This window comes from Huaxiibacter chinensis, from assembly GCF_022171985.1.
GTDB lineage: Bacteria > Pseudomonadota > Gammaproteobacteria > Enterobacterales > Enterobacteriaceae > Enterobacter > Enterobacter chinensis_A.
This window is the reverse complement of record NZ_JAJVHF010000002.1, coordinates 71,386-83,672: the sequence shown is the minus strand read 5'-3', so window position 1 is coordinate 83,672 and position 12,287 is coordinate 71,386. Positions and strand designations below refer to the sequence as shown.

General features: G+C 55.9%; 11 protein-coding genes. 9 read left to right on the top strand and 2 right to left on the bottom strand.

From position 1 onward, the window contains the following. Positions 1–140 precede the first annotated feature (140 nt). The 6 genes from LZP96_RS06195 (at position 141) to LZP96_RS06170 (ending at position 6,378) form a co-directional block, all read left to right on the top strand. Positions 141–1,661 carry a sugar ABC transporter ATP-binding protein gene (locus tag LZP96_RS06195; RefSeq protein ID WP_064324474.1) on the top strand — a complete coding sequence of 507 codons (1,521 nt, stop codon included), beginning with the start codon at positions 141–143 and terminating at the stop codon, positions 1,659–1,661. After that, entirely contained in the window at positions 1,658–2,653 is a 996-nt protein-coding gene (locus LZP96_RS06190) for an ABC transporter permease subunit (protein WP_064324473.1), read from the top strand. The genes LZP96_RS06195 and LZP96_RS06190 overlap by 4 nt, the downstream gene beginning before the upstream one ends. A gap of 29 nt (positions 2,654–2,682) precedes the next feature. Continuing rightward, a complete protein-coding gene (locus tag LZP96_RS06185; protein ID WP_064324472.1) occupies positions 2,683–3,624 on the top strand; it encodes an ABC transporter substrate-binding protein in 942 nt (313 codons plus the stop codon). 192 nt (positions 3,625–3,816) lie between these two features. Further along, positions 3,817–4,503, top strand: coding sequence for a D-lyxose/D-mannose isomerase (locus tag LZP96_RS06180; RefSeq protein ID WP_064324471.1), 687 nt, complete (start codon positions 3,817–3,819; stop codon positions 4,501–4,503). 10 nt (positions 4,504–4,513) lie between these two features. Next, on the top strand, positions 4,514–5,374 hold the full coding sequence (locus tag LZP96_RS06175; protein WP_064324470.1) for a ketose 1,6-bisphosphate aldolase: 861 nt from the start codon (positions 4,514–4,516) through the stop codon (positions 5,372–5,374). Further along, the gene (locus LZP96_RS06170; RefSeq protein ID WP_064324469.1) at positions 5,374–6,378 is read left to right on the top strand and encodes a carbohydrate kinase family protein; all 1,005 of its coding nucleotides are present in this window, start codon (positions 5,374–5,376) and stop codon (positions 6,376–6,378) included. Before LZP96_RS06175 ends, LZP96_RS06170 begins: the two co-directional genes overlap by 1 nt. Here LZP96_RS06170 and LZP96_RS06165 read toward each other — a convergent pair. Continuing rightward, positions 6,375–7,106 carry a response regulator gene (locus LZP96_RS06165; protein ID WP_064324468.1) on the bottom strand — a complete coding sequence of 244 codons (732 nt, stop codon included), beginning with the start codon at positions 7,104–7,106 and terminating at the stop codon, positions 6,375–6,377. The two genes, LZP96_RS06170 and LZP96_RS06165, sit on opposite strands and share 4 nt — an antisense overlap. A gap of 257 nt (positions 7,107–7,363) precedes the next feature. Between LZP96_RS06165 and fdhF the strand changes: the two genes are divergently transcribed. The 3 genes from fdhF (at position 7,364) to LZP96_RS06150 (ending at position 10,778) form a co-directional block, all read left to right on the top strand. Continuing rightward, entirely contained in the window at positions 7,364–9,511 is a 2,148-nt protein-coding gene (gene fdhF / locus LZP96_RS06160) for a formate dehydrogenase subunit alpha (RefSeq protein ID WP_082904904.1), read from the top strand. 322 nt (positions 9,512–9,833) lie between these two features. Further along, positions 9,834–9,986, top strand: a complete 153-nt coding sequence (locus tag LZP96_RS06155; RefSeq protein WP_064324465.1) for a Hok/Gef family protein — start codon at positions 9,834–9,836, stop codon at positions 9,984–9,986. A 117-nt stretch (positions 9,987–10,103) separates the two neighbouring features. Next, positions 10,104–10,778: a tetratricopeptide repeat protein gene (locus LZP96_RS06150; RefSeq protein ID WP_064324464.1), complete on the top strand. Its 675-nt coding sequence runs from the start codon at positions 10,104–10,106 to the stop codon at positions 10,776–10,778. A 78-nt stretch (positions 10,779–10,856) separates the two neighbouring features. Here LZP96_RS06150 and gltP read toward each other — a convergent pair whose 3' ends face one another. Beyond that, positions 10,857–12,170, bottom strand: a complete 1,314-nt coding sequence (gltP, locus tag LZP96_RS06145; protein ID WP_064324463.1) for a glutamate/aspartate:proton symporter GltP — start codon at positions 12,168–12,170, stop codon at positions 10,857–10,859. Positions 12,171–12,287 lie beyond the last annotated feature (117 nt).

Sequence of the window (12,287 nt, the reverse complement as noted above, 5' to 3'; positions counted from 1 at the left end):
CGCACAGGGGAAAGGGAAAAGACGGGAAGTGTGACGGCGGTTAACTATTCATAACTATGACAAATATGAACAGCTTCTGACATTGTCCGTTTACCAACCTGTGATGAAGTGCTGATATCGACCTTCACAGGAGATCCGCCATGAGCAGGACCCCGGTTTTAGAGATGCGCAACATTGCCAAAACCTTTGGCCATTTTCATGCGCTCAAGGGTGTGGATCTGACGGTCTGGCCCGGCGAAATCCACGCATTAATGGGTGAAAACGGCGCGGGTAAAAGCACATTAATGAAGATCCTCGCCGGAGCGTACATCGCCACCAGCGGGGAAATCATCATCGACGGTCAACCGTTTACGATTAAAGGGCCTAAAGATGCGCTATCGGCGGGCATTACCCTGATTTATCAGGAGATGCAGCTGGCCCCCAATCTGACCGTAGCGGAAAATATTTTTTTAGGCAGCGAGCTGTCGCGCGGCGGTCTGGTCCAGCGTAAAGAGATGGCGACCCAGGCCCAGGCTGTGCTTGACCGTCTGGGCGCCCATTTTAGAGCCACCGACCTGGTGATGAAACTCACCATCGCCGAACAGCAGCAGGTGGAAATTGCCCGTGCGCTGCACCGCAACAGCCGCATTCTGGTCATGGATGAACCCACCGCCGCCCTCTCCTCACGGGAAACCCATCGTCTGTTCGAACTTATCCTGCGCCTGCGCGATGAGGGAATGGCGATTATTTACATCAGCCATCGCATGGCGGAAGTCTACGAGCTGTCGGACCGCGTGAGCGTGCTGCGCGACGGGCAGTATGTCGGCAGCCTGACCCGCGACAAGCTGAACGCCGCTGAATTAGTGAAAATGATGGTGGGTCGGCCGCTTAGCGATCTGTTTAACAAAGAGCGCGATATTCCCCTCGGGAGCCCCCGCCTTAACGTCCACCACCTGACCGATGGCAAAAAAGTGCAGCCCTGTAGCCTGCAGGTACGTTCGGGTGAAATTGTCGGGCTGGCCGGGCTGGTGGGTGCCGGACGTTCCGAGCTGGCGCAGCTCATTTTTGGCGTGCGAAAAGCCACCGGCGGCATGATTGAAGTCGACGGCGAGCCGGTCGTGATCCATTCGCCCCGCGCGGCCATCGATAACGGAATTGGTTTCCTGACCGAGAACCGAAAAGAACAAGGGCTGTTCCTGGAACTGGCGGCACAGGACAACATCACCATGGCGACGCTGGAGCGCGATGCGACGTTCGGCATGCTGAATCGCAAAAAAGCGCAAACCATTTCCGACGATGCTATCGCCCTGCTCAATATTCGTGTTCCTCATGCCCAGGTACGGGCGGGCGGGCTTTCAGGCGGTAACCAGCAAAAACTGCTGATCTCTCGCTGGGTGGCGATTAGCCCGCGCATTCTGATTCTGGATGAACCCACCCGCGGCGTCGACGTCGGGGCGAAAAGCGAGATCTATCGCATTATGAATCAGATGGCGCGTAAAGGTGTCGCCATCCTGATGATCTCCAGCGAACTGCCGGAAGTGGTGGGAATGAGCGACCGCGTGTATGTCATGCGTGAAGGCAGCATTGCCGGGGAGCTCCACAGCGAGAACATCACTCAGGAAAATATTATGACGCTGGCAACCGGCGTGAACGACACTCATCAGCAGGCGGTGCAATCATGACACAACCCACTCACCCACAGCAGGTCGCGAAATCGGCGTCAGCCAAAAAAATCCTGATGAGCGATCTGATGCAAACGGTCGGTATTTTACCGATTCTGATCCTGATTGTGGCGGTATTTGGCTTTATCGCGCCAAACTTCTTTACGGAAAGTAACCTGCTCAATATCACCCGTCAGGCGTCGATCAATATCGTGCTGGCGGCAGGCATGACCTTCATCATTTTGACCGGGGGTATCGACCTCTCCGTCGGGTCCATTCTGGGCACCACGGCGGTGGCGGCGATGGTCGTGTCGCTGATGCCGGAGTTTGCCATGCTCTCCATTCCCGCCGCGTTAATGCTGGGGATGGTGCTGGGCATGTTCAACGGTGCGCTGGTCGCCTTTGCCGGATTGCCGCCCTTTATTGTCACGCTGGGCACCTACACCGCCCTGCGCGGGGCCGCCTATTTACTGGCGGATGGCACCACGGTGATTAACTCCAATATCAGCTTCGAATGGATCGGCAATAACTACCTTGGGCCGGTGCCGTGGCTGGTGGTGATTGCCCTGGCCGTCATCGTCTTGTGCTGGTTCATCCTGCGCCGTACCACGCTGGGCGTTCACATCTACGCCGTAGGCGGCAACATGCAGGCGGCCCGCCTGACCGGCATCAAAGTTTGGCTGGTACTGCTCTTTGTTTACGGCATGAGCGGCCTGCTCTCAGGCCTTGGCGGCATTATGAGCGCCTCCCGGCTGTATAGCGCTAACGGCAATCTGGGCACGGGCTATGAACTGGATGCCATTGCGGCGGTGATCCTCGGGGGGACCAGTTTTGTCGGCGGGATCGGCACGATCACCGGCACGCTGGTCGGTGCCCTGATCATCGCGACGTTAAATAATGGCATGACGCTAATGGGCGTTTCGTACTTCTGGCAACTGGTGATCAAAGGGGCGGTGATCATCATTGCGGTGCTGATCGACAAATACCGTACCCGACACCATCAAAGTGCATAACAACAACATCTTACTTCGAGGAATACCGCATGAGATTAAAGCCGTTAGTGACCGCGCTCTGTGCTGGCGCACTGCTTGCCGCAACGCCGTTTGTGCAGGCGAAAGACCTGAAATCCATCGGCGTGACGGTGGGCGATCTGGCTAACCCGTTCTTCGTGCAGATCACCAAAGGCGCCGAGCTGGAAGCACGCAAACTGGCGGGGGATAACGTCAAGGTGACGCTGGTGTCCAGCGGCTATGATTTGGGCCAGCAGGTGGCGCAGATCGACAACTTTATTGCCGCAAAAGTAGACATGATCATTCTGAACGCCGCGGATTCCAAAGGGATCGGCCCGGCGGTAAAACGGGCGAAAGAGGCGGGGATCGTGGTGGTGGCGGTTGACGTTGCGGCCGAAGGTGCCGATGCCACGATCACTTCTGATAACACCCAGGCCGGCGAGATCGCCTGTAAATACATTACCGATCGCCTGAAAGGCAAAGGCGACGTGGTGATCATCAACGGACCGCCGGTATCCGCGGTGCAAAACCGCGTCGAAGGTTGCCAGACAGAATTCAAACGCCATCCGGATATCAAGGTGTTGTCCTACAACCAGAACGCCAAAGGCAGCCGCGAAGGGGGCCTGGAGGTGATGACCGCGCTGTTGGCCGCCAATCCGAAGATTGACGGGGTATTTGCCATCAACGATCCCACGGCGATCGGTGCCGATCTGGCCGCGAAACAGGCGCAACGCAATGAATTCTTTATAGTTGGCGTCGATGGTTCGCCAGACGGTGAAGAGGCGTTGAAACGTGAGAACTCCCTGTTTGTCGCAACCCCCGCACAGGATCCGCAGGTGATGGCGGCGAAAGCGGTGGAGATCGGCTACGACATTCTGCAGGGCAAGCCGGCGCCAAAAGAGCCTGTGCTGATCCCGGTGACGATGATCGATAAGCAGAGCGTGGGAACGTATAAGGGATGGACCGTGAAGTAACGCGGGTGCGCTCTGATGCCCTCACCCTGGCCCTCTCCCACAGGGAGAGGGAAGGATGTCTGCCCCTGCATAAGCGTAAGGCGACCTCACCCTCTCCCGTTGAAAGGATCAGGTGAAGTGTTTTTTCCCCCTCTCCCTTTGGGAGAGGGTTGGGGTGAGGGCATCAACCCGCACCATACCCAAGGAGTCCACATGAAACGCTCCGAAATCAACGACATTCTCGGCCATACCCGGCAGTTTTTCTCGAAGCACAATGTACATCTCCCGCCGTTTGCCAGCTTCACGCCGATCCAGTGGCAGCAGCTTGACCAGAGCGCATGGCAGGAAGTTTACGATCTCAAACTTGGCTGGGACGTCACCGCGTTTGGCGGTAACCATTTTACCGGCCAGGGATTAACCCTTTTCACGCTGCGCAACGGCTCGCCCAACGGCGTGCCCTATGAAAAATGTTACGCCGAAAAAATCATGCATGTCCGCGACGGTCAGGTCACGCCGATGCATTTCCACTGGCGCAAACGCGAAGACATCATTAACCGCGGCGGCGGAAACCTGATCGTTGAACTGTGGAATGCCGGTGTGCGTGAAGAGATCGAAAACACTGACGTCACGGTCACGATAGACGGCTGCCGACAGACCCACGCACCCGGAAGCCAGCTGCGCCTCACACCAGGGGAAAGCATCTGCCTGACGCCCGGTCTGTATCACAGCTTCTGGGGTGAACGAGGATTTGGCGATGTGCTGGTGGGGGAAGTCTCGTCCGTCAACGATGACGAGCACGATAACCACTTTTTACAGCCCCTCCCCCGTTTTAACACTGTCGAAGAAGACGAGCCCGCCCTCCTGGTGCTGTGTAACGAATACAGCCTGTTTCGCCTGTAAGGAGCATTATATGCCGCTGATCTCTCTCGCTGATGGTCTGGAACATGCCCGCCAGCACCGCTATGCCCTTGGAGCATTTAACGTGCTCGACTCGCACTTTTTACGCGCGTTATTTGCCGCCGCTCACCAGGAACGCTCGCCGTTTATCATCAATATCGCGGAAGTGCATTTTAAGTATCTTTCGCTGGACTCCCTGGTGGAAGCCGTGAAGTTTGAAGCCGCGCGTCACGATATTCCGGTGGTGCTCAATCTCGATCATGGCCTGCATTTTGAGGCGGTCGTGCGGGCGCTGCGCTTAGGATTCAGTTCCGTGATGTTCGACGGGTCGACGCTGAGCTATGAAGAGAATATTCGTCAGACGCGGGAAGTGGTGAAAATGTGTCATGCCGTTGGCGTCTCGGTTGAGGCGGAGCTGGGCGCCGTGGGTGGCGATGAGGGCGGCGCGCTGTACGGCCATGCTGACGAAGCCTTTTTCACCGACCCGGCCCTGGCGCGTGACTTTGTCGACCAGACGGGCATTGACGCACTGGCGGTCGCGATTGGCAATGCGCACGGCAAATACAGAGGTGAACCCAAACTTGATTTCCCGCGTCTGGACGCCATCCGCCAGCAAACCGGGCTCCCGCTGGTCCTACACGGCGGGTCGGGGATCGGGGATGATGATTTCCGCCGCGCCATCGAACTCGGCATTCATAAAATCAACTTCTATACGGGGATGTCACAGGCGGCGCTGGCATCCGTTGAACAGCGCATCACCCACCGCCAACCTGTTTATGATGAATTAGCTGAACTCCTGCTCGGGATCGAAGAGGCCATTACCGATACCGTCTCGGCACAGATGCGCATATTCGGCAGCGCGGGGCAGATCTAATGGAACGCAGAGGCGTGATCGCCGCAGGCAATATGCTGGTCGACCATGTGCATCATATCGTGCAGTGGCCCGAGCGTGGCTGGCTGGCCGAAATCATCCAGAGCGAGCGCGCCACGGGCGGTGCGCCGTTAAACGTGCTGCTCACGCTGGCGAAAATGCACACGGGCCTGCCGTTACAGGCGGTCGGGCTTATCGGGGAGGACAGCGATGGCGATTACATCATGGCGATGCTCGATCAATACCACGTGAATCGCCAGCAGGTGCAGCGCACCAGCTCTGCCCCTACCTCCATGTCGCAGGTGATGACCGATCCCAGCGGACAGCGTACCTTTTTCCACTCACCCGCTGCCAACCGGCTGCTGGATCTCCCCTCGTTTGACAGACTTGATCCTGAGATGAAGATTTTCCATTTAGGGTATCTGTTGCTGCTCGATAGCCTTGACCAGCCCGACGAGGAATTTGGCACCCGCAGCGCGCGTCTGCTTTCGCAAATGCGCGATCGGGGGTACGAAACCTCCCTTGACCTGGTATCCCGTAAAGGCGATCCACGCTATCAGCCGCTGGTGCTCCCTGCCCTGCGTTATGTGGATTACCTGGTCATCAATGAGCTGGAAGCCGGGGAGTTTAGCGGCCTGGAGATGCGCGATGAAGCGGACGCGCCTCACCTGCAGCACATTGCCGAGGCCGCCTCACAATTGTTATCGGCGGGCGTGCAAAAAAGAGTGGTGATTCACTGTCCGGAAGGGGCATGGGGCGAAACCCCTGATGAACCCGGCATGTGGATCCCCTCGCAGGCTCTGACGCCCGACGAGATTGTTGGCAGCGTGGGCGCGGGCGATGCCTTTTGCGCAGGGTTTTTATACGGTTGCCACGAGGCATGGTCACTGCCCGCGAGCATTCAGCTCGCGCATGCCTGCGCACGGGCGAGTTTGCTCGCCGCGAATGCGATTGACGGGGCTAAGACGCTATCAGAGTTGCAGGCATCGCTTCAGGACGGGGTTTAGGCCGCCTTGTCATGGTGGAAAACGTCAGCAGCAAAGACGTAACCCAGCCCGCGGATGGTTTTTATCAGCGCAGGCTGATGCGGGTTGGCTTCGATTTTACGTCGCAGCCGCATAATTAATACGTCGATGGTGCGATCAAATACCTCCGCGCTTTCGCTGTGCGTGAGCTCCAGCAACTGTTCGCGGCTGAGGACCCGACGGGCATTTTGCGCCAGTGCCAGCAACAACCCATACTCACCCTGCGTCAGCGGCACCACGTTACGTTGGCTGTCACTCAGTTCACAGCGGGCAGTATCCAGGGTCCAGCCATTAAACGAAACGCCGGTAACCTGCGGCATGGCAGGTTCTGCCGCCAGAATACCAGTGCGGCGCAGCACGGCTTTCACACGCGCCACCACCACGCGTGGGTTAAAGGGTTTGCCGATATAATCATCCGCGCCCATCTCCAGCCCCACGACCACATCAGACTCGCTGCCCAGCCCGGTCAGCATAATCACCGGGAGATCTGCTCGCAGTTTTTGCAACTGCTGTAAAACCTGCAACCCATTGATATCCGGTAACATCATATCCAACAGCACGAGCGCAATGCCTGGCTCCTGCCGGGCAAGCGCCAGGCCATCCAGACCGTTATGGCAGACATGCACGGTAAAAACGTGCTCGTTAAGCACATCTTTCAGCAGTTCACAGACCGCAACGTCGTCATCTATCACCAGAATCGCTGGTTTCATCGCATGTGTCCGTCAGGGGATTATGTTAAGTCTGAACCATTCTGCGATCGCCTCCAGCCAATTTCTTTTTTCCGTTACGGAATTTCAACCGATGTCACATCCGCAGCGCGGTCGTCACGTCAATTTTGACGATTGTCTGTTTTTCGTCAGGGTTTTGCCTGCGCATCCACCGTAAAGTCAGGAAATACCCACAATCAAAACATGGCATAGAAGCTGCATACAAGCTGCGAAAGCATTGTTTAACTGGAGCGAGACCGATGAAAAAAGTCGTCACGGTTTGCCCCTATTGTGCCTCGGGTTGCAAGATCAACCTGGTGGTCGATAACGGCAAAATCGTTCGGGCGGAAGCGGCGCAGGGTAAAACCAACCAGGGCACGCTGTGCCTGAAAGGCTATTACGGCTGGGATTTTATCAATGACACCCAAATCCTCACCCCCCGCCTGAAAACCCCTATGATTCGGCGTGAACGCGGTGGAAAGCTGGAATCCGTCTCCTGGGACGAAGCGCTGGACTATGTTGCCAGCCGCCTGAGCGCCATCAAGCAGAAGTATGGCCCGGATGCGATTCAGACCACCGGGTCGTCACGCGGTACGGGTAATGAAACCAACTATGTAATGCAAAAATTCGCACGCGCCGTTATTGGTACCAATAACGTCGACTGTTGCGCTCGCGTCTGACACGGCCCATCGGTTGCAGGTCTGCACCAGTCGGTCGGTAACGGCGCAATGAGTAACGCGATCAATGAGATAGATAACACCGATCTGGTGTTTATTTTCGGCTACAACCCCGCGGATTCGCATCCCATCGTGGCGAATCACGTGATCAATGCGAAGCGCAACGGGGCGAAAATCATCGTCTGCGATCCGCGTAAAATCGAAACGGCGCGCATTGCGGATATGCATATCGCGTTGAAAAATGGCTCCAATATCGCGCTGCTCAATGCGATGGGGCACGTCATCATTGAAGAAAACCTGTACGACCAGGCGTTTGTCGCCAGCCGTACTGAGGGCTTTGAAGAGTACCGGAAAATTGTCGAAGGCTATACGCCAGAGTCCGTCGAGGCGATAACCGGCGTGAGTGCCCAGGAAATTCGTCAGGCGGCGCGGCTGTACGCCGGAGCGAAATCCGCCGCCATACTGTGGGGCATGGGCGTCACCCAGTTCTATCAGGGCGTCGAAACCGTACGCTCCCTGACGAGCCTCGCGATGCTGACCGGAAATCTGGGCAAACCGCATGCCGGCGTTAATCCGGTGCGCGGTCAGAATAACGTACAGGGCGCGTGTGATATGGGCGCGCTGCCGGATACCTATCCAGGATATCAGTACGTTAAGTTCCCGGAAAACCGCGAAAAATTCGCCAAAGCCTGGGGCGTGGAAAGCCTGCCGGAACACACCGGGTATCGCATCAGCGAGCTGCCGCATCGTGCGGCGCACGGTGAAGTGCGGGCGGCCTACATTATGGGTGAGGATCCGCTGCAAACCGACGCCGAGCTGTCAGCGGTGCGTAAAGGCTTTGAGGATCTGGAGCTGGTGATTGTCCAGGATATCTTTATGACCAAAACCGCGGCGGCGGCGGATGTGATTTTACCGTCGACGTCCTGGGGCGAGCATGAAGGTGTCTACACGGCGGCAGACCGCGGCTTCCAGCGCTTCTTTAAGGCGGTGGAGCCAAAGTGGGATCTGAAAACGGACTGGCAGATCATCAGTGAAATCGCCACCCGCATGGGTTATCCGATGCACTACAACAACACCCAGGAGATCTGGGACGAGTTGCGCAATCTGTGTCCGGATTTCACCGGGGCTACCTATGAGAAAATGGGTGAGCTGGGGTATATCCAGTGGCCATGCCGCGATGAGTCAGAGGCGGATCAGGGTACGTCGTATCTCTTTAAAGAGAAGTTCGACACACCGAACGGGCTGGCGCAGTTCTTCACCTGCGACTGGGTCGCGCCAATCGATAAGCTCACTGATGAGTATCCGATGGTGCTCTCCACCGTGCGTGAAGTCGGGCACTACTCCTGTCGCTCCATGACCGGTAACTGTGCCGCGCTGGCGGCGCTGGCGGACGAGCCGGGTTACGCCCAGATCAATACCGCAGATGCTGCCCGCCTGGGCATTGAGGACGAAGCGCTGGTGTGGGTCAGTTCCCGTAAAGGCCGGATCATTACCCGCGCGCAGGTGAGCGATCGCCCGAACAAAGGCGCGGTGTATATGACCTATCAGTGGTGGATTGGCGCCTGTAACGAGCTGGTGACAGAAAACCTGAGCCCGATTACCAAAACCCCCGAGTACAAATATTGCGCCGTACGGGTTGAGGCGATTGAAAATCAGCATCAGGCCGAGCAGTACGTTATTGATGAATACACCCGTCTCAAAGCCCGTTTACGTGAAAGCGCAATGGGTTAATTAATCGTAAAATAATGGTAAGTAAAAGGGGTGAATTATTCACCCCTTTTTTATTTATATTTAAAACATAACCTTTGTGAATATTTATTCTGGAAGGCGCTACGCAAAAATAATGTAATTTTGCTCAACTGCATTTACATCTTTGCATTTTATTTCAGTGGGATAAGATTGGCGGCGGGTGCTTAAGGCTTTCTGTCTTAAGCATGATTGAGGGACAGAAAGTAAGAAGCCCCGGGAAATTTTCATTTACCCGAGGCTGCCCTCAACGAACCAACAAGTTGAGAGTAGCCTCTTATTCTTTCTTTCGCAAGGAGTAAAAGGCATGACGCCATTAAAATCAGTGTTGGGCATTGTTCTCATTATTTGCCTGACTATCGTGATATTTACCTTTATTAATCGCGGGAAGTTATGCGAGCTAACAATAAAGAGTGAGCATCAGGAGGTGGCGGCTAAATTAGCCTGTATTGCAGGTTAAGCTCAAGGGCGGGGAAACCCGCCCGGCTTGTCGGGACGCGGAGGTCTTAACGCACCCTTTTTCATTCAGACCTATCTTTATTATACTGCGCGCCATGTACCCTAATGATAAAAATCCATGAAACCCATTTTTTTGCTGTTGTTCCTGTTCACCCTTTCCGCCCGCGCCGACGAGATCGGCAGCCAGTATAAAGAGCAGGCGGAAGCGGGAGACGCGCGTGCGCAGTATTATCTGGCCGATACCTGGTTCAGTTCAGGCGATGACGCAAAGGCCAGTTTCTGGGCCGAAAAGGCCGCCAAAGGGGGCGATGTCGATGCCATGGCGCTGCTGTCACAAATTCATTTCAAGCAGGCTGACTACCCGCAGGCCAAAACGCTGGCGCAGCAGGCGACCATCGCCGGGAGCAAACGTGGCGCCATCATGCTGGCCCGTCTGCTGGTTAATACCCAGGCCGGGAAGACGGATTATCCTCGCGCTATTGAGCTGCTACAAAATGCCACGGGTGACAGCGATACTGATTCGGCGGTGGATGCCCAGATGCTGCTGGGGCTGATCTACGCTAACGGCGTGGAGGTTGTGCAGGACGATGCCAAAGCCGAGTCGTGGCTTAAACGCAGCTCTGACATTTCGCGCACCGGTTACGCGGAATACTGGGCAGGCATGGTGTTCCTGCAGGGCGAAAAAGGCTTTATTACCCCTAACAAACAGAAAGCCCTTTACTGGTTAAACCTGAGCTGTACAGAAGGGTTTGATACAGGGTGCGAAGAGTTTGAAGCCCTCAGCGGGGAGTAAAACGCCCGCTGGCGCAACGCCAGTCGGGCTTAGCCTGTTGCAGGCCGGGTCAGCGTCGCGCCACCCGGCTGTTGGACGTTACTGGTTCGCTGTTTTATCGAAACGGCCCAGCACGTCACGCTCATAGGCGAGCGCTTTTTTACGGTCGAACTGGTGTTCCCACTTGGCTATCACCAGTACCGCCAGCGCGTTACCTACCACGTTCAGCGCCGTACGTGCCATGTCCAGAATACGGTCCACACCGGCGATAAAGGCCAGTCCTTCCAGCGGGATGCCCACGCTTCCGAGCGTCGCCAGCAAGACCACAAACGATACACCCGGCACGCCCGCAATACCCTTAGACGTTACCATCAGCGTAAGGACCAGCACAATTTCCTGCCACAGGGACAAATCGATACCGTACAGCTGGGCAATAAAGATCGCAGCAATACTCTGGTAGAGCGTCGAGCCGTCCAGGTTAAAGGAGTAACCGGTCGGGACCACAAAGCTGGTGATAGACGCCGGTGCGCCGTAGGCTTCCATCTTCTCAATAATGCGTGGCAGCACGCTTTCAGAGCTGGCCGTAGAGTAGGCCAGAATCAGCTCGTCTTTCAGAATACAAATCAGGATCCAGATCCGCAGTCCGCAGATACGCGCCACCAGTCCCAGCACCATCAGCGCGAAGAACAGAATCGCGAAATGCACCAGAAGGACCAGCTTCGCCAGCGGCCAAAGGGAGGCAAATCCAAAGTTAGCCACGGTCACGGCAATCAGGGCAAATACGCCGACGGGCGCATAGCGCATCACCATGTGCGTCACTTTGAACATGGTTTCAGAGATTGAACGGAACACGGTCACCAGCGGTTCACGGTGCGTTGCCGGTAGCGATGACAGCCCCAGGCCGAACAGTACCGAGAAGAAGATAATCGGCAGCATCTCGCCCTTCGCCATGGAGGCGACGATATTGGTCGGCACCAGTGACAGTATGGTTCCCATCAGGCCATGGGAATGGCTCTGCACTTCTGCCGTCGTGCTTTGGTATTTCGAAATATCCACCGTGGCCAGTTGCGACATATCAATCCCGGCACCCGGCTGGAACACATTCGCCAGCGTGATACCCAGAATGATAGCCACCGTAGTGATCACTTCGAAATAAAGGATGGTTTTCGCACCGATACGGCCTAACTGCTTCGCGTCGCCGACGCCTGCAATACCGACCACCAGCGTCGAGATCACAATGGGGACAACAATCATTTTAATCAGGTGAATAAAGATGTCGCCGGCCGGCGAAAGCATGTTTACCACCAGCCATTCACGGCTGTCACTATGATAATGAAGATAACTACCCAGCAAGATGCCCAGCACCAGCGCCAGCAAGATTTGCCAGGCAAGGCTGAATTTAAAATTGTTCATAAAAGCAGACTTCCTCAATGAAGCGTCCTATTCATCAAAAATGCATGAATATGGAAACATACTGAAAGGGTATGAATTGTGTTGCGTTGACTTATAGGGTTTTAAAACGCGCCGTAT

Excerpts from the sequence above, each read along its gene's own strand:
- LZP96_RS06195 (WP_064324474.1), top strand. The coding sequence starts at position 141 with ATGAGCAGGACCCCGGTTTTAGAGATGCGCAACATTGCCAAAACCTTT.
- LZP96_RS06190 (WP_064324473.1), top strand. The coding sequence starts at position 1,658 with ATGACACAACCCACTCACCCACAGCAGGTCGCGAAATCGGCGTCAGCC.
- LZP96_RS06185 (WP_064324472.1), top strand. The coding sequence starts at position 2,683 with ATGAGATTAAAGCCGTTAGTGACCGCGCTCTGTGCTGGCGCACTGCTT.
- LZP96_RS06180 (WP_064324471.1), top strand. The coding sequence starts at position 3,817 with ATGAAACGCTCCGAAATCAACGACATTCTCGGCCATACCCGGCAGTTT.
- LZP96_RS06175 (WP_064324470.1), top strand. The coding sequence starts at position 4,514 with ATGCCGCTGATCTCTCTCGCTGATGGTCTGGAACATGCCCGCCAGCAC.
- LZP96_RS06170 (WP_064324469.1), top strand. The coding sequence starts at position 5,374 with ATGGAACGCAGAGGCGTGATCGCCGCAGGCAATATGCTGGTCGACCAT.
- LZP96_RS06165 (WP_064324468.1), bottom strand. The coding sequence starts at position 7,106 with ATGAAACCAGCGATTCTGGTGATAGATGACGACGTTGCGGTCTGTGAA.
- LZP96_RS06155 (WP_064324465.1), top strand. The coding sequence starts at position 9,834 with ATGACGCCATTAAAATCAGTGTTGGGCATTGTTCTCATTATTTGCCTG.
- LZP96_RS06150 (WP_064324464.1), top strand. The coding sequence starts at position 10,104 with ATGAAACCCATTTTTTTGCTGTTGTTCCTGTTCACCCTTTCCGCCCGC.
- gltP (WP_064324463.1), bottom strand. The coding sequence starts at position 12,170 with ATGAACAATTTTAAATTCAGCCTTGCCTGGCAAATCTTGCTGGCGCTG.